The organism is Pseudomonas sp. F220 (genome assembly GCF_057813935.1).
Window position 1 is genome coordinate 1 of the sequence record NZ_JBVASJ010000002.1, and the last position, 22,830, is coordinate 22,830.

The 22,830-nt window shown below is 58.5% G+C and carries 21 protein-coding genes and 1 pseudogene; 5 read left to right on the forward strand and 17 right to left on the reverse strand.

The genetic code is table 11. From position 1 onward, the window contains the following. Positions 1–282: 282 nt before the first annotated feature. From ACZYSM_RS01820 to ffh, 10 genes are all read right to left on the reverse strand, one after another. On the reverse strand, positions 283–570 hold the full coding sequence (locus ACZYSM_RS01820; RefSeq protein ID WP_489068299.1) for a DUF3509 domain-containing protein: 288 nt from the start codon (positions 568–570) through the stop codon (positions 283–285). A gap of 444 nt (positions 571–1,014) precedes the next feature. Continuing rightward, complete coding sequence (thrC, locus tag ACZYSM_RS01825) at positions 1,015–2,439, reverse strand: threonine synthase (RefSeq protein ID WP_489068301.1); 1,425 nt, start codon at positions 2,437–2,439, stop codon at positions 1,015–1,017. A gap of 68 nt (positions 2,440–2,507) precedes the next feature. Continuing rightward, complete coding sequence (locus tag ACZYSM_RS01830) at positions 2,508–3,812, reverse strand: homoserine dehydrogenase (protein WP_489068303.1); 1,305 nt, start codon at positions 3,810–3,812, stop codon at positions 2,508–2,510. Between the two features lie 135 nt (positions 3,813–3,947). Beyond that, the gene (dsbC, locus tag ACZYSM_RS01835) at positions 3,948–4,679 is read right to left on the reverse strand and encodes a bifunctional protein-disulfide isomerase/oxidoreductase DsbC (RefSeq protein WP_489068305.1); all 732 of its coding nucleotides are present in this window, start codon (positions 4,677–4,679) and stop codon (positions 3,948–3,950) included. A gap of 164 nt (positions 4,680–4,843) precedes the next feature. Then, complete coding sequence (gene xerD / locus ACZYSM_RS01840; RefSeq protein ID WP_489068307.1) at positions 4,844–5,740, reverse strand: site-specific tyrosine recombinase XerD; 897 nt, start codon at positions 5,738–5,740, stop codon at positions 4,844–4,846. Between the two features lie 234 nt (positions 5,741–5,974). After that, the gene (gene rplS, locus ACZYSM_RS01845) at positions 5,975–6,325 is read right to left on the reverse strand and encodes a 50S ribosomal protein L19 (protein WP_063322826.1); all 351 of its coding nucleotides are present in this window, start codon (positions 6,323–6,325) and stop codon (positions 5,975–5,977) included. A gap of 45 nt (positions 6,326–6,370) precedes the next feature. Then, positions 6,371–7,123 (reverse strand): tRNA (guanosine(37)-N1)-methyltransferase TrmD, encoded by a 753-nt coding sequence (trmD, locus tag ACZYSM_RS01850; RefSeq protein WP_489068310.1) that lies wholly within the window; start codon positions 7,121–7,123, stop codon positions 6,371–6,373. Between the two features lie 5 nt (positions 7,124–7,128). Further along, positions 7,129–7,668, reverse strand: coding sequence for a ribosome maturation factor RimM (gene rimM / locus ACZYSM_RS01855; protein ID WP_489068312.1), 540 nt, complete (start codon positions 7,666–7,668; stop codon positions 7,129–7,131). Between the two features lie 5 nt (positions 7,669–7,673). After that, positions 7,674–7,925: a 30S ribosomal protein S16 gene (rpsP, locus tag ACZYSM_RS01860; protein ID WP_025854836.1), complete on the reverse strand. Its 252-nt coding sequence runs from the start codon at positions 7,923–7,925 to the stop codon at positions 7,674–7,676. 250 nt (positions 7,926–8,175) lie between these two features. Further along, on the reverse strand, positions 8,176–9,552 hold the full coding sequence (gene ffh, locus ACZYSM_RS01865) for a signal recognition particle protein (protein WP_489068314.1): 1,377 nt from the start codon (positions 9,550–9,552) through the stop codon (positions 8,176–8,178). A gap of 210 nt (positions 9,553–9,762) precedes the next feature. Between ffh and ACZYSM_RS01870 the strand changes: the two genes are divergently transcribed. The 3 genes and pseudogenes from ACZYSM_RS01870 (at position 9,763) to ACZYSM_RS01880 (ending at position 13,524) form a co-directional block, all read left to right on the forward strand. Continuing rightward, the gene (locus tag ACZYSM_RS01870) at positions 9,763–10,575 is read left to right on the forward strand and encodes a cytochrome C assembly family protein (RefSeq protein WP_489068316.1); all 813 of its coding nucleotides are present in this window, start codon (positions 9,763–9,765) and stop codon (positions 10,573–10,575) included. Between the two features lie 12 nt (positions 10,576–10,587). Further along, entirely contained in the window at positions 10,588–11,853 is a 1,266-nt protein-coding gene (locus tag ACZYSM_RS01875) for a transporter associated domain-containing protein (RefSeq protein ID WP_489068318.1), read from the forward strand. 355 nt (positions 11,854–12,208) lie between these two features. After that, a pseudogene (locus ACZYSM_RS01880) lies at positions 12,209–13,524 on the forward strand (MFS transporter). Positions 13,525–13,638: 114 nt separating this feature from the next. On the opposite strand, the gene purT reads toward ACZYSM_RS01880, so the two are convergent. The 5 genes from purT to ACZYSM_RS01905 all read right to left on the reverse strand — a co-directional run bounded on the left by purT (position 13,639) and on the right by ACZYSM_RS01905 (position 16,987). Next, positions 13,639–14,820, reverse strand: a complete 1,182-nt coding sequence (gene purT / locus ACZYSM_RS01885) for a formate-dependent phosphoribosylglycinamide formyltransferase (protein WP_489068320.1) — start codon at positions 14,818–14,820, stop codon at positions 13,639–13,641. 99 nt (positions 14,821–14,919) lie between these two features. Beyond that, positions 14,920–15,387, reverse strand: a complete 468-nt coding sequence (locus ACZYSM_RS01890; protein WP_489068322.1) for a VUT family protein — start codon at positions 15,385–15,387, stop codon at positions 14,920–14,922. Between the two features lie 208 nt (positions 15,388–15,595). Continuing rightward, positions 15,596–15,811, reverse strand: a complete 216-nt coding sequence (locus tag ACZYSM_RS01895) for a DUF1289 domain-containing protein (protein WP_489068324.1) — start codon at positions 15,809–15,811, stop codon at positions 15,596–15,598. Next, positions 15,808–16,332: a gamma carbonic anhydrase family protein gene (locus ACZYSM_RS01900; RefSeq protein WP_489068326.1), complete on the reverse strand. Its 525-nt coding sequence runs from the start codon at positions 16,330–16,332 to the stop codon at positions 15,808–15,810. The genes ACZYSM_RS01895 and ACZYSM_RS01900 overlap by 4 nt, the downstream gene beginning before the upstream one ends. Before the next feature lie 55 nt (positions 16,333–16,387). Then, positions 16,388–16,987 carry a CoA pyrophosphatase gene (locus tag ACZYSM_RS01905; protein ID WP_489068328.1) on the reverse strand — a complete coding sequence of 200 codons (600 nt, stop codon included), beginning with the start codon at positions 16,985–16,987 and terminating at the stop codon, positions 16,388–16,390. Between the two features lie 146 nt (positions 16,988–17,133). Here ACZYSM_RS01905 and ACZYSM_RS01910 point away from each other — a divergent pair, with 146 nt between their 5' ends. Both ACZYSM_RS01910 and ACZYSM_RS01915 read left to right on the forward strand, forming a co-directional pair. Continuing rightward, positions 17,134–17,694 carry an NUDIX hydrolase gene (locus ACZYSM_RS01910; protein WP_489068330.1) on the forward strand — a complete coding sequence of 187 codons (561 nt, stop codon included), beginning with the start codon at positions 17,134–17,136 and terminating at the stop codon, positions 17,692–17,694. A gap of 32 nt (positions 17,695–17,726) precedes the next feature. Further along, positions 17,727–18,236 (forward strand): L,D-transpeptidase family protein, encoded by a 510-nt coding sequence (locus ACZYSM_RS01915; protein WP_489068332.1) that lies wholly within the window; start codon positions 17,727–17,729, stop codon positions 18,234–18,236. Positions 18,237–18,487: 251 nt separating this feature from the next. On the opposite strand, the gene ACZYSM_RS01920 is transcribed toward ACZYSM_RS01915, so the two are convergent. After that, positions 18,488–18,799: an NGG1p interacting factor NIF3 gene (locus ACZYSM_RS01920; protein ID WP_489068334.1), complete on the reverse strand. Its 312-nt coding sequence runs from the start codon at positions 18,797–18,799 to the stop codon at positions 18,488–18,490. A 20-nt stretch (positions 18,800–18,819) separates the two neighbouring features. Continuing rightward, the gene (purL, locus tag ACZYSM_RS01925; RefSeq protein WP_489068336.1) at positions 18,820–22,716 is read right to left on the reverse strand and encodes a phosphoribosylformylglycinamidine synthase; all 3,897 of its coding nucleotides are present in this window, start codon (positions 22,714–22,716) and stop codon (positions 18,820–18,822) included. Between the last annotated feature and the right edge of the window lie 114 nt (positions 22,717–22,830).

Here is a 22,830-nt window from a genome sequence, read left to right on the forward strand (position 1 = left end):
ACACCCTTGCCTCTGGCTAACACTTCCCCTTGCCGGGTGTGTAGAGGACTTTCACCTCCAAGTCACCAGCGTGGCCACCACAGCCAAACTGGTTGCGCTTGCGCGCAACGCGCCATGCCTGGCGCACACAAAAGAAACCCCGAGAAGTGGGGAGACGACTCGGGGTTAAACATGGCCTACAAAGACCAGTACAACAAGCTACAAGCACCGGAGCACAATGCTTGATCCTGTTGTAATAAATCTGACTTGTCCAACAGCGTTAAGGTTCCCCAAAAAATAAAATCAATTCCTGCTGGCGAAAGCCTTGTCTTGTGCGGCGTTGCGCAAAGCGGCGATGACACTGGGTTCAAGACGCCCTTCAGCAATCAGCACATCACGGTGCAGACCGTCGACGACGTCTGTCAGTAAACGTTTATCGGTCAGCTGAGCCTGAATGAACTCCCGCTCGACCACAATGGCCCCGGCCGCGTTCTTCAGCGTCACCTGGCATTCACCATGGGCACCCGACGGGGTCAGAGCGACCTGATACGGGCTCAAAGCCTCACCCAACAATAGGCTGATACTTTCCATCTCGATCACCACTCAATAATTCGAAAAGGTTCGAAAACAAAAATGTCGGAATTGCGCTGACATTCAAGTGACCATCGCCCAGAGAAGTAAGTTCGTAACGACAAGCTGCTGCCGACCTGAGTCAACCGAGCATGCACGGGAAAGATGACAGATAGAAAACAGTCTGTATCAGGCTAGAAGCGCCGGATCACACTCGGATGGTGCGTGGCCGGTACCAGCTTGAAGGCCAGACTCTGGGCGAGCTGCCCCACGGAGCGATACTCAGCAGCGCCCCGAACAACACTAAGCCCCATAGAATCCGTCGGGGCGATAGCAACACCGCGTAGTCTTCCTTAACGGTCATCACCGAGTCCGTCCTTGAAGGACGAACCTCATCAAATGTAATCCGCCAGAAAGAAAAAGCCCGTCAGGAGACGGGCTTCTATACAGGGCGGACCTACACGTTCAAAGCGGTTTGCCGCGATTGCCATGCTGGCTGACAAAGGCTTGTACGGCCTTCAGGTCATTGGCCAGGACCGTGCAGCGCTCATCTCGCTCAAACAGATCGGCAAGGTGTGCAGGCAGCTCAAGTGCTTTGCCTACGCCAGCTTTTTCTACGGCTTCCGGGAACTTGACCGGGTGGGCCGTCCCCAGAATCACCATCGGAATATCCAGGCTGCGACGGCATTCACGGGCCGCTTTGACGCCGATAGCCGTATGCGGATCCAGCAACTCGCCGCATTGTGCAAAGACTTCAGCGATGGTTTCGCAGGTTTGCTCATCGTCGACCGCCAGCGAATCGAACAACTTGCGCGTTTCAGTCCAGCGATCCTCGTCGACGCTGAAACCGCCGCCCTGCTTGAAGGTCTCCATCAGCCCGGCCAGCGCTGCGCCATTGCGACCGTGCATGTCGAACAGCAGACGCTCGAAGTTCGACGAGACCATGATGTCCATCGACGGCGACAGGGTCGCGTGCAGGGTTTCCTTGACGTACTGATTGCCGCTCATGAAGCGGTGCAGGATGTCGTTGCGGTTGGTGGCGACGATCAGCTGATTGATCGGCAAGCCCATGTTGCGCGCCAGGTAGCCGGCGAAGATATCGCCAAAGTTACCGGTCGGCACCGAGAACGATACCGAACGCGCCGGGCCGCCCAACTGCAGGGATGCGTGGAAGTAGTAAACGATCTGGGCCATGATCCGCGCCCAGTTGATCGAGTTCACCGCGACCAGACGAGTGCCCTTGAGGAAACTCTGGTCGGCGAAACTGTCTTTGACCATTTCCTGGCAATCATCGAAGTTGCCTTCAACGGCGATGTTGTGGATGTTCTCGCCGAAGATGGTTGTCATCTGCCGACGCTGAACTTCGGAAACACGGTTGTGCGGATGCAGAATGAAGATGTCGACGTTGTCGCAGTGTTTGCAGCCTTCGATCGCCGCCGAACCGGTATCACCCGAAGTGGCACCGAGGATCACCACACGCTCGCCGCGCTTTTCCAGCACGTAATCAAGCAAGCGACCGAGCAGTTGCAGGGCAAAATCCTTGAACGCCAGGGTCGGGCCATGGAACAACTCAAGCACCCATTCGTTACCGTTCAGCTGACGCAACGGCGCCACGGCACCGTGGGAGAATACGCCCTGCTCTGACGAAGAATAGGTTTCTTCAAGGATTTTCTTGAAATCAGCATCAGGGATACTGCCGGTGACAAACGGGCGCATCACCCGGAAAGCCAGCTCGTGATACGGCAGGCCGGCCCAGGAAGCGATTTCTTCCTGAGTGAAACGCGGCAGGTTTTCTGGCACGTACAGGCCGCCATCGCTGGCCAGACCGGTCAGCAGCACATCTTCGAAATTCAGGGCCGGTGCCTGGCCGCGGGTACTGATATAGCGCATGACTGGCTCCTCTAAAAAGAGTTCTCATACGAGGGCTTTGGCAAAAAGCCCTCGGAACAATAACGGGCTTAGTTCAAATGCTCGACGCGGATCCGCACGACAGGCCCCACCACATCCTGCAACGCTTCCAGAGCGGTGATCGCATCGTTCATGCGCTGCTCCAGCACACGGTGGGTCAACAGGATCATTGGCACCAGACCGTCGTGTTCTTCGACTTCTTTCTGCATGATCGATTCGATGTTGATGCCACGCTCCGACAGGATGCTTGCGACCTGAGCCAGCACGCCCGGATGGTCTTTGGCCTGGATACGCAGGTAGTAGGCGCTTTCGCAGGCTTCGATCGGCAGGATCGGATGGGCCGACAGCGAGTCTGGCTGGAAGGCCAGGTGCGGTACACGGTTTTCCGGGTCCGAGGTCATGGCACGAACCACGTCCACCAGATCTGCGATCACCGAGGAGGCCGTCGGCTCCATGCCGGCACCAGCGCCGTAGAACAGCGTCGAGCCCGCGGCGTCGCCGTTGACCATGACTGCGTTCATCACACCGTTGACGTTGGCGATCAGACGATCAGCCGGAATCAGCGTTGGGTGTACGCGCAGCTCGATGCCGCTTGACGTGCTGCGTGCCACACCGAGATGCTTGATGCGATAGCCCAGGGCTTCGGCGTAGTTCACGTCAGCCGTGGTCAGCTTGGTGATGCCTTCGGTGTAGGCCTTGTCGAACTGCAGCGGAATACCGAAGGCGATGGACGCCAGGATCGTCAGCTTGTGCGCCGCATCGATGCCTTCAACGTCGAAGGTCGGATCGGCTTCTGCGTAGCCCAGGGCTTGCGCTTCGGCCAGCACGTCTTCAAAGGTCCGACCTTTTTCACGCATCTCGGTGAGGATGAAGTTGCCGGTGCCGTTGATGATCCCGGCGACCCAGTTGATGCGGTTTGCCGACAGACCTTCACGAATCGCCTTGATTACCGGGATGCCACCGGCCACGGCGGCTTCAAAAGCGACGATCACGCCCTTCTCACGAGCCTTGGCGAAAATTTCGTTGCCGTGAACGGCGATCAGCGCTTTGTTCGCGGTGACCACGTGTTTGCCGTTCTCGATAGCCTTGAGCACCAGCTCACGGGCCACGGTATAACCACCGATCAGCTCGATGACAATATCGATTTCAGGGTTGGTCGCGACAGCGAAGACATCGTTGGTAATGGGGGTACCGGCAATCTCACACTGAGGGTTTGGCGTACGCATGGCAATTTGAGCCACTTCGATTCCACGCCCGGCACGGCGGGCAATCTCCTCGGCGTTACGCTGAAGTACGTTGAAGGTGCCGCCACCGACGGTACCTAACCCACAGATGCCTACTTTGACCGGATTCACTCTGAACTCCCCATAAAACGGCCGACTCAAGGTCGGCCGTGAAAACAGCCGCAAGCGAGCGGCTCTCTATTTAATGGAACGACGACTGCTGTCGCCGCACCATGATCGTCAAAGGCTTACCGTGACGACGCAGGATTATTTCGCGCCCAGCGCCAGTTTGGCGACTTGTGGCGCAGGCTGATAGCCCGGAATCACTTGGCCGTCGGCCAAAACGATGGCCGGTGTACCGTTCACACCAATAGACTGACCGAGGGCGAACTGTTTGGAAACCGGGTTGGCGCATTTAGCCGCCTTGATTTCCTTGCCGTCGACCATATTGTCCATGGCGGCTTTCTTGTCTTTTGAGCACCAGACCGCTTGCAGTTGCTCGTCACCCGGCGAACCCAGTCCCTGACGCGGGAAAGCAACATAGCGTACTTCGATGCCCATTTTGTTCAGCTCAGGCACTTCGGCGTGCAGCTTGTGGCAGTACGGGCACGTGGTGTCGGTGAATACAGTGATGTGCGATTTGGTTTCGCCGATAGCCGGATAGACCACGGTTTCGGCGACCGGAATATTGTTGATCAGCTTGGAAATGCCCAGGCGTTCGGCTTTTTCGGTCAGATTGACCGGCTTGCCGTCCTTGAGCTGGAACAAGTAACCCTGCATGACGAACTGGCCGTCGGCGCTGGCATACAACACGCGGCTGCCTTTGAGTTTAACTTCGTACAGACCGGCCAATGGGCTGGCACTAATGGTTTCTACCGGCACGTCCAGATGAAGGTTTTCTAGACTTTTACGAATAGCCTGCTCGGCGGCGTCATCGGCCACGGCAAAGGTACTGACCAACGCAATGGCTGCGGCGGCGAAAATCTGGGTCACGCGCATGGGAACTCCTGAAGGCGGACAAATGGAACGGGTAGAACGCCGATACTGGAACATCGGGTTTTAACCGCCCACTGTGCAAACCGGCAAAGCCTACCACAGTTGGCCTGCGGGGCCGACAGCTGCTCAGGCAACACATCAAAATCGCCCCTACAAACGGCCGCTAATCACCCGCGGGGATGGTGTTTGGCGTGCAGGTCTTGCAACCGTGCTCGCGCCACGTGGGTGTAGATCTGCGTGGTCGACAGATCGCTGTGACCGAGCAGCATCTGTACCACCCGCAGATCGGCACCATGATTGAGCAAGTGAGTCGCAAAGGCATGGCGCAAGGTGTGAGGGGACAAGGATTTTCCGATCCCGGCGACTTTTGCCTGATGCTTGATCCGGTGCCAGAACGTTTGCCGGGTCATCTGTTCACCTCGCAGACTGGGGAACAGCACATCGCTGGGTCGCCCGGCCAAAAGCTCGCCACGAGCGTCGCGCATGTAGCGCTCGACCCAGACGATCGCCTCCTCGCCCATCGGCACCAGCCGCTCCTTGCTGCCCTTGCCCATCACCCGCAGCACGCCCTGACGCAGGTTGACCTGCTCCAGGGTCAGACTGATCAGTTCAGTCACGCGTAAACCACAGGCATACAGCACTTCGAGCATCGCGCGATCACGCTGACCGATGACCTCACTCAGGTCCGGCGCCATCAGCAGCGCTTCAACGTCGGCTTCTGACAAGGACTTGGGTAATGGCCTACCCAGCTGCGGCATATCGATCTGCAACGTCGGGTCGACCGCAATCAATTTTTCCCGCAGCAAGTAACGATAAAAGCCACGTACACCCGAGAGAAAACGCGCAGTGGAACGCGGCTTATAGGCTTGCTCCAGGCGCCAGGCCAGATGATCGAGAATCAGCTCGCGACCGGCGCTCGCCAGCTCCAGGCTTTGCTCTTGCAGCCAGCCGTTGAACAGCGCCAGGTCACTGCGGTAGGCGTCCCGGGTATTTTCGGCAAGGCCTTTTTCCAGCCATAAGGCATCGAGAAACTGGTCTATCAGGGGATGGTCGATGGCAGGCATGAGCACTCAGGATTCGCAAGCTCAAGGCCGCGCTTAAATAAATAGTGAACCGGTGATGGTCACTAGTCTTTCATAGCCCGCTATTTCAAGGAACAGGGAGCGCCCCCAAAAAGATCGTCCGAACGCGCACGCGCTGAAATCTCTGGGCAAGTCGTCAAGGATCGGAAAAGACAAAAAAAGGGCAACAAAAAAGCAGCCCGTAGGCTGCTTTTTTCTGCATCGGAGAAGCTGGACTTAAGCCAGTTTTTCCTTGATGCGAGCTGCTTTACCGGACAGGTCACGCAGGTAGTACAGCTTGGCTTTACGTACGTCACCGCGACGTTTAACGGCCATGCTGTCGATTTGCGGGCTGTAGGTCTGGAAAGTACGCTCTACGCCGACACCATTGGAGATTTTACGAACAGTGAAAGCACTGTTCACACCACGGTTACGCTTGGCAATTACCACGCCTTCGAACGCTTGCAGACGCGAACGGTCGCCTTCCTTCACTTTCACCTGAACGACAACAGTGTCGCCCGGGGCAAAGGTAGGGATCTCTTTGGTCATCTGCTCTGCTTCGAGTGCAAGGATGATTTTGTTAGTCATGCTGTGCTCCTAAGGTAAATCGTCGGATTTACCATCGATACGTTGTTAACTATCGTCCCGCGCGAGGATGTATTCCTCGAGCAGCTTCTTCTCTTCTCCAGAAAGCGAGCGGCTTTCCAGAAGATCGGCGCGTCGTTCATAGGTCCGCCCGAGGGACTGCTGTAAACGCCAACGCCGGATGTGTGCGTGGTTGCCACTTAGCAACACGTCGGGAACACGCTGATCCGCATACACCTCCGGCCGGGTGTAGTGCGGGCAATCCAGCAAACCATCCGTGAAGGAATCTTCCTCCGCGGAGTCTGCATGCCCTAAAGCTCCAGGCAGCAGTCGTGTAACCGCATCTATCAGGACCATCGCTGGCAGCTCGCCGCCAGACAGAACATAGTCCCCAATCGACCACTCTTCATCGACATGAGCTTCAATAAATCGCTCGTCAATGCCTTCATAGCGACCGGCAATCAGGATTAATGCTTCCTCATTCGCCAACTCGCGTACCGCCGACTGAGTCAGTTGACGGCCTTGGGGCGACAGGTAAATTACCTTCGCCGCCTCCCCGGCTGCCTGCCTGGCCTGAACCAGAGCATCTTCCAGGGGCTTGATCTTCATCACCATGCCCGGACCACCGCCAAATGGGCGATCATCCACAGTGTGATGTCGATCCGTTGTGTAGTCTCGCGGATTCCAACAAGTGAGCTGCAAGAGCCCCTGTTTCACCGCGCGGCTGGTTATGCCGTAGTCGCTGATGGCGGAAAACATCTCGGGAAACAAACTGATCACTTCTACGCGCAGGCTAGGCATGTCGCTTAGAAGTCCGCATCCCAATCCACCTTCATCTCGCCCGCTGCCAGGTCGACGGCCAACACACATTGCTCTGTATAGGGCAACAGGCGTTCGCGATCATCCAGGCTGCCAGCGCAAGGCTTGACCACCATTACATCGTTCGAGCCGGTCTCTAGCAGGTGATCGATTTTCCCGAGCAATTGCCCAAGTTGGTCGATGACCTTGAGGCCTTCCAGCTGGTACCAGTAGTACTCGCCGTCGGTCAGATCAGGAAACAGGTTACGCGGCACGCAGATTTCAAAACCGGCCAGAAGACGAGCTTCTTCACGGTCATCGAGACCTTTGAGCTTTATGACCAGAAACTTGCCGTTATGTACACGGCCGCTGACCAGCTCTACCTGTCGTACATCACCTTCGCGCTTGAGCGTCCAGGTTTTGTAATCCAACAGGTTTCCAATCGGATCAGTAAAGGAAAAGACCTTCACTTCGCCGCGAACGCCATGTATTGAGTAAATCTTGCCGATAACGATCAAATCATCAGCAATGGCAGGCGTCGCGTTCATATTGCTCAGGCCGCAGCCTTAGCCGAATCCTTCAACAACTGAGCAACGCGCTCAGAAGGTTGTGCACCAACGCTCAGCCAGTAGGCTACGCGCTCTTGGTTCACGGACAGGCGGACTTCTTGACCACGAGCGATCGGGTTGAAGAAACCAACTTGTTCTTTGTGCGAACCGTCGCGTGGGTTGCGGCTGTCGGTCACGGTCAAGTGGTAAAACGGGCGCTTTTTGGAGCCGCCAAGGGCAAGACGGATTGTTAGCATGTGAACATCGTTCCTGTAGTCGGTGCTGCAAATCTAAATGCACAGCGGGCATAGGTGCCCGAAAGGCCGCATATTCTAAGGAATATCCGGACTTTTGCAAATGTCTTTTTCCGGCGCCTATCGGCATGCCATCAAGATTTGCTATAGAGCCGTCGCGAACAACGGCAGGTCAGCTCCCGCCAAGTGCGGGTTTGCTGGAGATCCCACGTCCGTGTGGGGCAGCGCCGACATGACTGTCGACGCAAAACTTTTACCTTTTCGGCATACCGCCGCCGGGCAACATTCCGCCCATGCCGCGCATCATTTTTGCCATTCCGCCTTTGGCGGAGAATTTTTTCATCATCTTCTGCATCTGCTTGTGCTGCTTGATCAAGCGACCGATGTCCTGCACCTGAGTACCGGAACCCATGGCGATCCGACGTTTGCGCGAACCACTGATCAGCTCAGGGTCACGGCGCTCGGCCGGGGTCATGGAGTTGATGATGGCTTCCATTTGCTTGAACTGTTTCTCTGCTGCGCCCTGGGCATTGCCCATCTGCGCCAGATTCACACCGCCGATATTTGGCAGTTTGTCCATGAGGCCACCGAGGCCACCCATGTTCTTCATCTGCTGCAGTTGATCACGGAAGTCTTCGAGATCGAAACCTTTACCTTTCTTGAGCTTTTTCGCCAGCTTGTCGGCTTTGTCTTTATCGAGGGTTTGTTCGGCCTGCTCGATAAGGCTGAGCACGTCGCCCATGCCGAGGATTCGCGAGGCGATCCGCTCAGGGTGGAACGGTTCGAGCGCATCGCTCTTCTCGCCCATACCAATGAACTTGATCGGCTTGCCGGTAATCGCACGTACCGATAGCGCAGCACCGCCACGGGCATCACCGTCGACTTTGGTCAGGATCACACCGGTCAACGGCAGCGCATCACCAAAGGCCTTAGCGGTGTTGGCGGCGTCCTGACCGGTCATGGCGTCGACCACGAACAGTGTTTCTACAGGCGTGATCGCAGCATGCAGAGCCTGGATCTCGCCCATCATCTCGGCGTCGATATGCAGACGACCGGCGGTATCGACGATCACCACATCAATGAATTTGAGTCTGGCTTCTTTAATCGCCGCTTCAGCGATCGCCACTGGCTTTTGGCTGAGGTCGGACGGGAAGAAGGTTACGCCGACTTCACCAGCGAGCATTTCCAGCTGTTTGATCGCCGCCGGACGATAGACGTCCGCCGAAACCACCATGACGCTTTTCTTCTTGCGCTCTTTAAGGAAGCGCGCAAGTTTGCCGACAGTGGTGGTTTTACCCGCACCCTGCAAACCGGCCATCAGCACCACGGCTGGCGGCACGGCACTCAGGTTCAGGTCTTCGTTGGCCGCGCCCATCAGGCTTTCGAGTTCGGCCTGAACGATCTTCACGAAGGCCTGGCCCGGCGTCAGGCTGCGCGACACCTCGGTGCCGACAGCGCGCTCCTTGACCGCATTGACGAAGTCTTTGACCACCGGCAAGGCGACGTCAGCTTCGAGCAACGCCATGCGCACTTCGCGCAGGGTGTCTTTGATGTTGTCTTCGGTCAGCTTGGCCTTGCCGGTGACATGGCGCAGCGTCTGCGAGAGACGGTCGGTTAGGTTTTCAAACATGCGCGATCCTTTCAGGCCCTATTGTAGACCGAGGTAATGGCGGCCCAGCCCGTGAAAAATATACGCTCGGCGAGCCTGCGGCGTGGGCAGGTCGCGGATTATAGCGAAGACTGGGCTCGGCGGACACCTCGCCGTCTGGTTGTGTGGTCTTTCGTGTCATGTGGGTTCTATGCCAAACTCAGTGCCTTTCGGGCTTGCCTAACAGGATTTATGCTCCCCTTGTCACCCAGCTTGCTAACCACCCTCGCCGCCGCCTGCTTATATGCCGCTGCGACTCTCTATCAAGGCACTCGCCTGGCCAACGGCGCCAAGGCGAACAAACGCCTGCTGGTCACGCTCGGCATCCTCGCGGTGCTGGCTCACAGCGCCAGCCTCTTTACCCATCTGATGACACCAGTCGGCCTGGGCCTGGACTTCTTCAGCGCCGCCAGCCTGATCGCCGCCGCGGTGATTGCCCTGACCCTGCTGGCCTGCTCGCGGATCCCGGTGGAAAACCTGCTGTTATTGCTGTTCCCGCTAGGGATGGCCACGGTGTTACTGGCGCAGTTCGCGCCTTCAGGCACCGTGCAAGTGATCGATGAAGAGCCAGGAATCCTTGCGCATATTCTGCTGTCGATCCTGGCCTATGGCATGTTCACCATCGCGGTGTTCCAGGCGTTGCTGCTGTTGGTGCAGGATCATCAGCTCAAGCACAAACACCCCTCCGGTCTGATCAAGAACTTCCCGCCACTGCAAACCATGGAAAGCTTGCTGTTCGGCTTCCTCTGGGCTGGCTGGACACTGCTGTCGCTGTCGCTGATCTCCGGTTGGCTGTTCGTCGAGAACCTGTTCGCCCAACACCTGGTGCACAAGACCCTGTTGGCGTGCCTCGCCTGGATCGTCTTCAGTGTGCTGCTGTGGGGCCGTAACCACCTCGGCTGGCGTGGACACAAGGCCATTCGCTGGACCCTTGCCGGCTTCTGCCTGCTGATGCTGGCGTACTTCGGCAGTAAGCTGGTCCGTGAATACATCCTGCATATCTGACGGGCAACCATAATGGACAACTTGCCCTTGGGGCCGATGCTCGTGGTATTGGTCCTGCTGGTCTTATGGTCGGGGCTGTTTACCGCCATCGAAGCCGCTCAGCAGCATCTGCTGGCCCAGCGCACTGCGTCGCGCTCGGGCGACAAGCCACTGGCCAGGCTGAGCTTCCCGCGCGAGAGCCTGATTTTCTGCAACACTCTGAGCCGGGTGCTGGTGGTGATTATCGGCACCTTGCTGGCGGTGGGTTACTGGCATGAGAACGGACCGCTGCTGGCCTGCCTGAGTGCCACCGGTATTCTGTTGGTGTTCGCCGACTACCTGCCGCGAACCCTCGCCACACGTTATCCCGAAGCAATCCTTGGCTTCGGCAATGCCTTGTTTGGCGTGCCACTGAAGATCCTCTATCCCGCCGCGTGGCTATTCAACAGCCTCGCCCAATTGTTACTGCGCCCGCTCAGCGTCAAATCTGCCAGCGTCAAGCAGAGCGATGATGAGTCGCCGCCAGCCCTTGACCGCGAATCGGACCGCGAGCACGCCGCCTGCCGGCCGCACTTGCTGTCAGGCATTCATGCGCTGGACAACATCACGGTCAACGACATTCTGGTACCACGCAGTGAAGTCGACGGAATCAATCTGGACGATCCGATCGAAGAGACCATCGAACTGCTACGAATCTCCAAACGCACCCGCCTGCCGGTGTTCCACAGCGATATCAACCAGGTTGAGGCGGTACTCAACACCCGCCAGATTCGCCACTTATTGCCAGACGCCAGCCTGACCAAGGACGCACTCCTGGCGGCCTGCCACGAACCTTATTTCGTTCCGGAAAGCACCCCGCTGCAGCTGCAATTGCTGAATTTTCACAAACAGCAGCGCCGTCTGGGCATGGTGGTTGACGAATATGGCGAAGTGCTCGGCATTGTCACCCTGGAAGATATTCTCGAAGAAATCGTCGGCGAGTTCGAAAGCGAGCAAAGCATCGACAATCCACATATTCATCCTCAGGCCGACGGCCGATTGGTGATCGACGGCGCGGCATCGATCCGCGAGCTGAACAAGAGTCTCGGTTGGCACCTGCCCAGCGACGGCCCGAAAACCCTCAACGGGCTGGTCACCGAAGCACTGGAAACCATCCCGGACAGCTCGGTATGCCTGAAGATTGGCCGCTATCGCCTGGAAATCCTCGAAACCGAAGACAATCGGGTTAGCCGCGTGCTGATCTGGCATGTGGCAACCGGCGAATCCGCGAGCCTGCGTTCGACCGCGAAGCTGTCGTAAAACCTGCAACAGCGCCGTATCAGATACATCGTCTTTAACGAACGACGGCCGCTTCGTCCGAACGCGGCCCGGGCCGAACGCAGCCTCGCGGGCTCGGCAGCTGCTACGGGTGCGCACTACGACTGGGACGTTCCCCCTTGTTTGATCGACAACCCCCTTCCTATAATCGAACCCGCTTACCCAAGCCCTGCCGGACCGCGTGCTACCCGCACTCAGCGAGTTCCGTCCCCGCATTGCCCGCGCCTGTCTGGTGCCGACTCCAATCCCGAGTCGCACTCGCGTAAAACCCACATCCCTGGGTGTTCGACCATAATAATTCGCTCCAATGGAGCACATGACTGTCAGGGATAACCGCATGACTACCAGCACCACGTATAGCGACACTGCGCCCGCCCAACCGACGAACTCCGCCACCCGCGTGGCCACCGCCAGCTTCATCGGCACCGCCATCGAGTTCTACGACTTCTATGTCTACGCCACGGCTGCAGCGCTGGTCATCGGCCCGGTGTTCTTCCCGCAGACCTCCGGCACTGCGCAGATGCTTTCGGCCTTCCTCACGTTCGGCATCGCCTTTCTGGCCCGACCTTTGGGTTCGGCGCTGTTCGGTCACTTCGGTGATCGCATCGGGCGCAAATCGACACTGGTCGCCTCCTTACTGTTGATGGGCGTCTGCACCACGCTGATCGGCGTGCTGCCTGGCTATGACAGCATTGGCCCCTGGGCACCGATCCTGCTGTGCGTGCTGCGCTTCGGTCAGGGGCTTGGCCTGGGTGGAGAATGGGGCGGCGCGGCGTTGCTGGCCACCGAGAACGCACCCAAGGGTAAACGCGCGTGGTTCGGCATGTTTCCGCAGCTTGGCCCATCAATCGGCTTCCTCGCTGCCAACGGACTGTTTCTGACCTTGGCCATGACCCTGAACGACGAACAATTTCGTTCATGGGGCTGGCGCATTCCGTTCCTGCTCAGTGCGGCGCTGGTGATGGTCGGCCTGTATGTGCGACTGAAACTGCATGAAACCCCGGTGTTCGCCAACGCCATCGCCCGTCAGGAGCGGGTGAAGATCCCGCTGGTCGAGCTCTTGAGCCAATACTGGGCGCCGATGCTGCTGGGCGCTGCGGCGATGGTGGTGTGCTACGCATTGTTCTATATCTCGACGGTATTCTCGCTGAGCTACGGCGTCTCGACCCTCGGCTACAGCCGCGAAACCTTTCTCGGCCTGCTGTGCTTCGCCGTGCTGTTCATGGCCGCGGCGACACCGTTGGCGGCCTGGGCCAGTGACCGTTACGGGCGCAAACCGGTGCTGATCATCGGCGGCGTGCTGGCGATTCTTTCCGGCTTCACCATGGAACCGCTGCTGACTCAGGGCTCGACCTGGGGTGTTGCACTATTCCTGTGCATTGAGCTGTTTTTGATGGGCATTACTTTCGCACCGATGGGCGCCTTGCTGCCGGAGCTGTTTCCCACGCATGTGCGCTACACCGGTGCATCAGCGCCTACAACCTCGGCGGTATTGTCGGCGCATCCGCCGCGCCGTTCTTTGCGCAGAAGCTGGTGGCGATGGGCGGTTTGAGTTGGGTTGGCGGCTATGTGTCAGGCGCAGCGGTGCTCAGCTTGATTGCTGTGCTGTGCTTGAAAGAGACAAGGAATAACGACCTGGATCGGGTCGCCTGATAGATCGCATCGCGAGCAAGCCCGCTCCTACATTTGATCTGTGGTGGTCACAAATAGTGTGGACACCGACGATCCAGTGTAGGAGCGAGCTTGCTCGCGATGGCCGCAACTCGGTTACAGCTCTACAACAACTGCTTGAGAGGCACGGGTCGCCTTGGCCCTTGCGGCCTCGATCGACTCGTCACGGGCCAGGGCAACGCCCATGCGGCGCTGGCCATTCACTTGCGGCTTACCGAACAGACGCAACGCAGTATCCGGCTCGCTCAACGTAGCGCCCAGGTTGGCGAAAGCAGTCTGGGTCGACTGCCCTTCCACCAGAATCACCGCCGAAGCCGATGGGCCGAACTGACGGATCAACGGAATCGGCAAACCCAGGATCGCCCGCGCATGCAGGGCGAACTGCGACAAGTCCTGAGAAATCAGGGTTACCAGGCCGGTGTCATGCGGACGCGGCGACACTTCACTGAACCACACCTGATCGCCCTTGATGAACAGCTCAACGCCAAACAGACCACGACCACCCAACGCTTCAGTGACCGCTTTGGCAACGCGCTCGGACTCAGCCAGAGCGATCGGGCTCATAGCCTGCGGCTGCCAGGACTCCTGGTAATCACCCTTTTCCTGACGATGACCGACCGGCGCGCAGAAAGTAGTGCCGCCGATATGACGCACGGTCAGCAGCGTGATTTCGTAATCGAAGTCGATGAAGCCCTCGATGATCACCCGACCTTTGCCGGCACGGCCGCCTTCTTGCGCGTAGTCCCAGGCGTTCTGAACGTCGTCGACACTGCGCAGCAGGCTTTGGCCTTTGCCCGACGAACTCATTACCGGCTTGACCACACACGGGAAGCCGAGGTCTTCGACCGCCTTGCGATAGTCTTCAACAGTGTCGGCGAAGTGGTACGGCGAAGTCGGCAGGTCCAGCTCTTCTGCGGCCAGACGGCGGATACCTTCGCGGTTCATGGTCAACTGAGCGGCGCGAGCGGTTGGAATCACGGTGAAACCTTCGGATTCCAGCTCCACCAGAGTGGCGGTGGCGATGGCTTCGATTTCCGGCACGATGAAGTGCGGCTTCTCAGCTTCGATCACCGCACGTAGCGCAGCGCCGTCGAGCATGTTGATCACATGGCTACGGTGGGCCACTTGCATGGCCGGTGCGTTGGCGTAGCGATCCACAGCAATCACTTCAACGCCCAGGCGTTGCAGCTCGATTACCACTTCCTTGCCCAGCTCACCACAGCCACACAGCAAAACGCGGGTCGCGGTTGGCGACAATGGAGTTCCGATACGGGTCATCTCAGGTCCTCAAAGGAGCGGATCATCGAGGGTCGCGCGCTGAGCGGGCGTCCCATGGGGAGAAAGCGCGGCATTTTACATGAACCGGGCGGTTTGGCTTCAGACAGCAACAGCGTTCTTGCGCAAACGCCAGGCCATGGCCAGCCAGACGACGGTCACACCGGCAAATTTCGAACCCAGGGCGGTGAGCATCACACCCGGAGTCAAGGCGCCGATCAGGCCGAAAAAGATCAAGGTATCCAGCGGAATGCTCAACGCCGAACTTATCCACAGGCGGTCGTGCAACGGGCGCTTGGTGATACTGAACACCAACCAGTCGATGCACTCCGAAACCGCGAAGGCGGTGGCGCTGGCCAGAGCGATCGATGGGTCGGAGGTGATGTAGGACAGCACCAGCGCGGCCAACATCGCGAGAATGGCGCCGTGGCCGAAACGGGTTTGCACCATGTCCCGCAGCACGAACACCAGCCCGCCCCAAGCCGACCAGATGATGTCCAGGTGTGGAGCGGTGGAAAAGGCGTAGTTGATCAGCACGACGCTGCTGATGTAAGCGATCAGGAAGAGCATGGCGCGCGGGATACCTATAAATAAGGCGCACAGGGTACTTCAGGGGATGGGGTTGGGCCAAGGAAGGTTCGGGGGTCTGTAATGGCCTCATCGCGAGCAAGCTCGCTCCCACATTAACTCAGCGTCGATCACAAAAGTGCGGGCAACATCGATCAATGTGGGAGCGAGCTTGCTCGCGAACGAGTGCGAAGCACTCGCAAAAACCTACTCAATGGCCTGGTTTGGCCCCAATCATCCAGATCAGCCCACTGGATTTCGCCCGCTCATGACACAACCCCAGCACCTCCCGGCGCTCGGTGTTGTCCATCCGGCTCCAGCGGGTAATTTCATCGACGGTACGCTGGCAGCCGGTGCAGATGTCGTCCTCATCGAGGGCGCAGATGTTCACGCAGGGTGAGGCGACAGGTCTTTCGATCGTGCTCATTCTTCCTGCTCAACCAGATCCCGGGCGTAACGCTGGGAGTTGTGTACATAGTGCGCGGCGCTGGCTTCGAGCATTTTTTTCTGCGGCTCGGTCAACTCGCGTACCACCTTGCCCGGCGAGCCCATCACCAGCGAGCCATCGGGAATTTCCTTGCCTTCGCCGATTAGCGAATTGGCACCAATGATGCAGTTTTTGCCGATTTTCGCCCCATTAAGGATCACCGCATTAATACCGACCAGGCTGTAATCGCCGACGGTGCAGCCGTGCAGCATGGCGTTATGGCCAATGGTTACGCCGGTACCGATGGTCAGCGGGTAACCCATATCGGTGTGCATGACGGTGCCATCCTGCACGTTGCTGTTCTTCCCAATCAGGATCAGTTCGTTGTCACCGCGCAATACCGCGTTGAACCAGACGTTGGCGCCCTCTTCCAATTTGACCTTGCCCACCAACGTCGCATTGGGTGCGACCCAGCTCTGCGGATGGGTTTCGACTCGGGCGTCGCCCAGGCGGTATTTCATCTAGTTATCCTCAAGGCTCACGGTGCCACGGGTTCAGGCCATACGAGCGATGGCTTCAAATATTGATAAAACTTTTAGGCGGGTGGTGCAGGCTGATTTTCGCGTCATAGAGCAGGTTGATCAACTCGACGATCATAATCGCCGTCAAACCCCAAATTTTATACTCACCGTAGCGATAGCTGGGCACATACCAACTGCGGCCTTGATAGTCGATACGGTGGGTATGCTCGCGCGGGTCCTCGCGGAAGAACTCCAGCGGCACGCTGAACACCGCGGCAATTTCGGCATCGTTGGCCCGGTACTCGACGAAATCCGGAATCACCCCGACGTAAGGCGTGACCTTGATGCCATGCAATGAGATCAACGGACTGAGCGGGCCGATCACTTCCACCAGACCGGGCGGCAGGCCAATTTCTTCTTCGGCTTCGCGTAGCGCGGTAAAGATCAGGTCGGGATCTTCCGGGTCGCGCCGGCCACCCGGGAAAGCCACCTCCCCACCATGGGTTGAGAGCCCGCTGGCACGCAGGGTCAGGACCAGCTCCGGTTCGTCACTGCGGGTGATCGGCACCAGCACTGCAGCTTCTGGAAAGCGTCGATCCGTTTCCAGCGTACGTGGGGTATGGTTACTTACGCGATGAAGTAGCTCGTCCAGCATGAGTCATCTCGATCTGTTGGCTACTTTGCATCATGCACCAAAGAAATCCCCCGCCCAACCCCTGATCCACGGCATGTCGCTTAACGACAACTTGCCGACAAAGGGCCTCGCACGCCAAGATAGGCGCAGCATTCAGGAAACCCAGCATGAAATTCTGCAGCCACTGCGGCAATCCGGTCACCCAGCGCATTCCCGAAGGCGACTCACGCCTGCGTTTTGTCTGCGATCACTGCCATACCATTCATTACCAGAACCCGAATATTGTCGCCGGTTGCGTGCCGGCCTGGGGTACTCAGGTGCTGCTGTGCCGCCGCGCCATTGAACCGCGACGCGGTTACTGGACGTTGCCGGCGGGCTTCATGGAGAACGGCGAAACCGTAGAGCAAGCCGCCATTCGCGAGACCAGCGAGGAGGCCTGCGCACGGGTGCGCAACCTGAGCATCTACACCTTGATCGACGTGCCACATATCAACCAGGTGCATGTGTTCTTTCGCGCGGAGCTGGTGGACCTCGACTTTGCCGCTGGCGAAGAGAGCCTGGAAGTGCGGCTTTTCGAAGAAGCCGACATCCCTTGGTCCGAGCTGGCTTTCCGCACCGTCGGTCGTACCTTAGAATGCTTCTTCGCTGACCGGAAAACACAGGATTTTCCTGTCCGGTCCGAGTCAGTTCCACCACTCGCGCAACCAGCGATTACACTTAAACAATAAAAGTACGCCGTACTCTCAGGGATATCGTTTCAATGCGCTGGTTGCTCGCCCTCTTCTGTCTATCGTTCGTTGCCGTATCCCAGGCCACCGCCTCTACGGTGGTAACCCTGGACGGCAAAGTCATCGAAAAAGTGCTGGTTCTCAAGTCCGCCCACCAACTGCAATTGCTCAACGACGGCAAGCCCCTCAGGACTTATCGCATCTCCCTGGGCAAACAGCCCAGAGGCGCGAAGCTCATGGAAGGCGACAAACGCACACCGGAAGGTCTCTATTGGCTGGACTGGCGCAAGACCAGTGACCACTTCAACCTGGCCATACACATCTCCTACCCGAACATCAGCGACTCCGTGCGCTCGCGTCGTGAAGGGGTAGCGCCAGGCGGAATGATCATGATCCACGGCACCCCGGATACCGAGGATTACCCGGAAGATTATTTCCACACCCTGGACTGGACCGACGGCTGTATCGCCATGCGCAACGTCGACATGCGCGAAGTATGGGGCTTGGTCCCGGACGGGACGATGATCGAAATTCGTCCGTAATTAAAAAAAAGATCAAAAGATCGCAGCCTCCGGCAGCTACATCTATGGCAACCCCCCCACCCTGTGAACGCCCACCAAGCTTTCACAGGGTGGGGGCGGGGGTACGTTCCATTAGGAAAGTGCGATCAACTGTAGGAGCTGAGGGGATGCCAAGTCCTTGCCGGCGAGGCGCCAGAACGAGCAACAAAAAACCCGCTGACCGTTACCGATTCAGCGGGTTTTTTATTTGGCGGCGATCAGATCAGATCAGATCAGAAATCTTCCAACCGCCACACTTCATAAGCTGGCGTCTCATAGGGATGGCTTTGCTTGAGCGCCATCACCACCGAGCGGATCAACTCATCGGCCACCACCAGCTCAACCTTCCACTCCTCCACCTGCTCGACCAGACCGGTTTGCCCGAGAAACGGCTGACTGCCGTCCAGTGGACGAAACTGACCCTGGCCCAGCACCTGCCATGAACACTGATCATAAGCACCGATCCGCCCGCCACCGGCGGCGAATACGGCGCTTTTGACCACGTCGACATGGCTCACAGGCACGAAAAAGCTGAGCTTGTACATGGCGCTTAGTTAACCCGCACTTAGTTCACCCAGACGCGAGCGTTACGGAACATACGCATCCATGGAGCGTCTTCGTTCCAGTCTTCCGAGCGCCAGGAGTTCTGCACGGCACGGAACACCCGCTCAGGGTGCGGCATCATGATGGTCACACGACCGTCGCGGCTGGTCAGCCCGGTGATCCCGCGCGGCGAACCGTTCGGGTTGGCCGGATACTTCTCAGTGACCTTGCCGTTGTTGTCGACGAAACGCATCGCCACGCAACCGGACAGATCGGCTTCAAGCAGTGCTTCTTCGCTTTCGAATTCGGCATGGCCTTCACCGTGAGCGATGGCGATTGGCATACGCGAACCGGCCATGCCTTGCAGGAAGATCGAGTTCGACTCCTGCACCTGCACCATCGCCACGCGGGCTTCGAACTGCTCGGAACGGTTACGCACGAAGTGCGGCCATAACTCGCTCCCCGGGATCAGTTCATGCAGGTTGGACATCATCTGGCAACCGTTGCACACACCGAGGGTGAAGCTGTCGTTACGCTCGAAGAAGCCCTGGAAGGCATCCCGTGCGCGGCTGTTGAACAGTGCCGACTTGGCCCAGCCTTCACCGGCGCCGAGAACGTCGCCGTAGGAGAAACCACCGCAAGCCACCAGACCTTTGAACTCGTTCAGGTCAACACGACCGGCGAGGATGTCGCTCATGTGCACGTCGATCGCGTTGAAGCCGGCACGGTCGAACGCCGCAGCCATTTCCACCTGACCGTTGACGCCCTGCTCGCGCAGTACCGCCACCTGAGGACGAATGCCTTTCTTGATGTAGGGCGCAGCAATGTCCTGGTTCACATCGAAGCTGAGTTTGACGCTCAGGCCAGGGTTGTCTTCGTCCAGCAGCACGTCGAACTCTTGCTCGGCGCACTCCACGTTGTCGCGCAGACGCTGAATCTGGTAGCTGGTTTCAGCCCACTGACGTTGCAGCAGACGACGCTGGCCGGCAAACACGGTCTCGCCATTGAAACTGATGCTGATTTCGCCATTGTTGAGCGGCTGACCGATTACCGAGACGCAGTCGCCCAGGCCGGCAGCGCTGAACTGCGCGAGGATGTCCGGGGTGGCGTCCTGACGAACCTGGATAACTGCACCCAGCTCTTCGTTGAACAAAATCGCAGCGATGTCGGCCGAGGTTTCCGCCAGACCGTCGAGGTTCAGGTCCAGACCGCAATGGCCGGCGAAAGCCATCTCCACGGCGCTGGTCAGCAGACCACCGTCGGAACGGTCGTGGTAAGCCAGCAGATGACCGTCGGCGTTGAGGCCCTGAATCACTGCGAAGAAGGCTTTCAGATCTTCCGGATCATCGACATCCGGTGCCTGACTGCCGAGCTTGCCGTGAACCTGCGCAAGGATCGAAGCGCCCATGCGGTTCTGACCACGGCCCAGATCGATCAGGATCAGGTCGGTAACGCCTTTGTCCATGCGCAGTTCCGGCGTCATGGTCTGACGGATGTCAGTCACTGGTGCGAAACCGGTCACGATCAACGACAGCGGTGAGGTTACGCTCTTATCAACGCCCTCATCGCTCCAGCGGGTGGCCATCGACATCGAGTCTTTACCGACCGGGATGGTGATGCCCAGCTCAGGGCACAGTTCCATACCCACAGCTTTGACCGTGTCATATAAACGGGCGTCTTCGCCTGGGTGGCCGGCAGCGGACATCCAGTTGGCCGACAGTTTGATGTCGGAGATTTTCCCGATGCGCGAGGCAGCGATGTTGGTCAGGGTTTCGCCGATGGCCATACGACCGGAAGCAGGAGCGTCCAGCAATGCCAGCGGAGTGCGCTCGCCCATGGCCATCGCTTCACCGGTGTAGACGTCGAAGCTGGTAGCGGTCACGGCGACGTCAGCCACTGGAACCTGCCACGGGCCAACCATCTGATCGCGAGCGACCAGACCGGTAATGGTCCGGTCACCGATAGTGATCAGGAAGCTCTTGCTGGCCACGGCCGGGTGATGCAGAACGCGCTCGACGCATTCAGCGATTTCCAGGGTACTTGGATCGAAGTCATCGCCCATCTCGCTTTCGCGAACGGCCGAACGGTGCATACGCGGGGCTTTGCCCAGTAGCACTTCAAGCGGCATGTCCACCGGGCTGTTGCCGAAGTGGCTGTCGGTGACGGTCAGTTGCGGCTCGGCAGTGGCTTCGCCGACGACCGCGAACGGGCAACGCTCACGCTCACAGATCGCCTGGAAGCGCTCGAAATCAGCAACGCCAACCGCCAGAACGTAACGTTCCTGAGATTCGTTACTCCAGATTTCGTGCGGGGCCATGCCCGGCTCGTCGTTTGGAATATTGCGCAGTTCGAAGCGGCCGCCACGGCCACCGTCATTGACCAGTTCCGGGAAGGCGTTGGACAAACCGCCCGCGCCGACGTCATGGATGAAGCTGATGGGGTTGTGTTCACCCAACTGCCAGCAACGGTCGATGACTTCCTGGCAACGGCGTTCCATTTCCGGGTTTTCGCGCTGTACCGAAGCAAAGTCCAGGTCCGCCGAGCTGGTGCCGGTGGCCATGGAGGAAGCAGCGCCGCCGCCCAGACCGATCAACATCGCCGGGCCACCGAGTACGATCAGCTTGGAGCCAACGGTAATTTCGGCTTTCTGTACGTGTTCGGCGCGGATGTTGCCCATGCCGCCGGCCAACATGATCGGTTTGTGGTAACCACGCACTTCATCGCCACGCGGGGTGGTGATGGATTGTTCGAAGGTACGGAAATAGCCGGTCAGTGCCGGACGGCCGAATTCGTTGTTGAACGCAGCGCCGCCCAATGGGCCTTCAAGCATGATGTCCAGCGCGGTGACGATGCGCTCGGGTTTGCCATAAGGCACTTCCCATGGCTGTTCGAAGCCCGGGATCTGCAGGTTGGAAACGGTGAAACCGGTGAGGCCGGCTTTCGGCTTGGCGCCACGACCGGTTGCACCTTCGTCGCGAATCTCACCACCGGAACCGGTGGATGCGCCCGGAAACGGGGCAATCGCAGTCGGGTGGTTGTGAGTTTCGACTTTCATCAGGATGTGAACCGGTTCCTGCACCGCACCGTATTGGCGGGTTTCAGGATTCGGGAAGAAACGACCGGCGACCGAACCGACGATAACCGCGGCGTTGTCCTTATAAGCAGAAAGAACGCCCTCACTATGCATCTGGTAAGTGTTCTTGATCATGCCGAACAGGCTTTTTTCCTGGTTTTCGCCGTCGATATCCCAGCTAGCGTTGAAGATCTTGTGGCGGCAGTGCTCAGAGTTCGCTTGGGCGAACATCATCAGCTCGATGTCGTGCGGGTTGCGCCCCAGATCAACGAATGCGTCCACCAGGTAGTCGATTTCGTCTTCGGCCAGGGCCAGACCCAACTCACTGTTGGCTTTTTCCAGCGCGGCGCGACCGCCACCCAGCACGTCAATGGCCGTCAGTGGCTTGGGTTCGGCATGCCTGAACAAGCCCGCGGCCTGCTCCAGATTGCCCAGCACCAGCTGAGTCATGCGATCGTGCAGGCTGCTGCTGATCAGCTCGGCCTCGGCGTCGCTGAACTCACCCGCTACATAGAAAGCAATACCGCGTTCCAGGCGCTGGACTTTCGCCAGGCCACAGTTACGGGCGATATCACTGGCCTTGCTCGACCATGGAGAAATGGTGCCAAACCGCGGCAACACCAGAAACAGTCGGCCGGTCGGCTCTTGTACCGGTACGCTTGGGCCGTACTTCAGAAGGCGCGCTAGCACCTGCTGTTCGTCGCCGGTCAGGACGCCGGTGACTTCGGCGAAGTGAGCGAATTCAGCATACAAGCCACTGACAGCCGGAACGCATCGGCTCAGTTGCTCAAGAAGTTTGCTGTGGCGAAAGGCAGAAAGGGCAGGAGCGCCGCGCAGGATCAACATCTTCGGGACAGCCTCGGGAAGGGGTGTGCTTTGAGGCCGTGCATTCTAGCCTAAAGCGCCCGCGACGGCACCCGAAACGGCATGCCAGACTTTGGCCGAACGTCGGCCTATGGT

What these genes read in the sequence shown, in the direction of transcription:
- ACZYSM_RS01820 (WP_489068299.1), bottom strand. Translation starts at nt 570, where the DNA reads ATGGAAAGTATCAGCCTATTGTTGGGTGAGGCTTTGAGCCCGTATCAG.
- thrC (WP_489068301.1), bottom strand. Translation starts at nt 2,439, where the DNA reads ATGCGCTATATCAGTACCCGCGGCCAGGCACCGGCCCTGAATTTCGAA.
- dsbC (WP_489068305.1), bottom strand. Translation starts at nt 4,679, where the DNA reads ATGCGCGTGACCCAGATTTTCGCCGCCGCAGCCATTGCGTTGGTCAGT.
- xerD (WP_489068307.1), bottom strand. Translation starts at nt 5,740, where the DNA reads ATGCCTGCCATCGACCATCCCCTGATAGACCAGTTTCTCGATGCCTTA.
- rplS (WP_063322826.1), bottom strand. Translation starts at nt 6,325, where the DNA reads ATGACTAACAAAATCATCCTTGCACTCGAAGCAGAGCAGATGACCAAA.
- trmD (WP_489068310.1), bottom strand. Translation starts at nt 7,123, where the DNA reads ATGCCTAGCCTGCGCGTAGAAGTGATCAGTTTGTTTCCCGAGATGTTT.
- rimM (WP_489068312.1), bottom strand. Translation starts at nt 7,668, where the DNA reads ATGAACGCGACGCCTGCCATTGCTGATGATTTGATCGTTATCGGCAAG.
- rpsP (WP_025854836.1), bottom strand. Translation starts at nt 7,925, where the DNA reads ATGCTAACAATCCGTCTTGCCCTTGGCGGCTCCAAAAAGCGCCCGTTT.
- ffh (WP_489068314.1), bottom strand. Translation starts at nt 9,552, where the DNA reads ATGTTTGAAAACCTAACCGACCGTCTCTCGCAGACGCTGCGCCATGTC.
- ACZYSM_RS01870 (WP_489068316.1), top strand. Translation starts at nt 9,763, where the DNA reads ATGCTCCCCTTGTCACCCAGCTTGCTAACCACCCTCGCCGCCGCCTGC.
- ACZYSM_RS01875 (WP_489068318.1), top strand. Translation starts at nt 10,588, where the DNA reads ATGGACAACTTGCCCTTGGGGCCGATGCTCGTGGTATTGGTCCTGCTG.
- purT (WP_489068320.1), bottom strand. Translation starts at nt 14,820, where the DNA reads ATGACCCGTATCGGAACTCCATTGTCGCCAACCGCGACCCGCGTTTTG.
- ACZYSM_RS01890 (WP_489068322.1), bottom strand. Translation starts at nt 15,387, where the DNA reads ATGCTCTTCCTGATCGCTTACATCAGCAGCGTCGTGCTGATCAACTAC.
- ACZYSM_RS01895 (WP_489068324.1), bottom strand. Translation starts at nt 15,811, where the DNA reads ATGAGCACGATCGAAAGACCTGTCGCCTCACCCTGCGTGAACATCTGC.
- ACZYSM_RS01900 (WP_489068326.1), bottom strand. Translation starts at nt 16,332, where the DNA reads ATGAAATACCGCCTGGGCGACGCCCGAGTCGAAACCCATCCGCAGAGC.
- ACZYSM_RS01905 (WP_489068328.1), bottom strand. Translation starts at nt 16,987, where the DNA reads ATGCTGGACGAGCTACTTCATCGCGTAAGTAACCATACCCCACGTACG.
- ACZYSM_RS01910 (WP_489068330.1), top strand. Translation starts at nt 17,134, where the DNA reads ATGAAATTCTGCAGCCACTGCGGCAATCCGGTCACCCAGCGCATTCCC.
- ACZYSM_RS01915 (WP_489068332.1), top strand. Translation starts at nt 17,727, where the DNA reads ATGCGCTGGTTGCTCGCCCTCTTCTGTCTATCGTTCGTTGCCGTATCC.
- ACZYSM_RS01920 (WP_489068334.1), bottom strand. Translation starts at nt 18,799, where the DNA reads ATGTACAAGCTCAGCTTTTTCGTGCCTGTGAGCCATGTCGACGTGGTC.
- purL (WP_489068336.1), bottom strand. Translation starts at nt 22,716, where the DNA reads ATGTTGATCCTGCGCGGCGCTCCTGCCCTTTCTGCCTTTCGCCACAGC.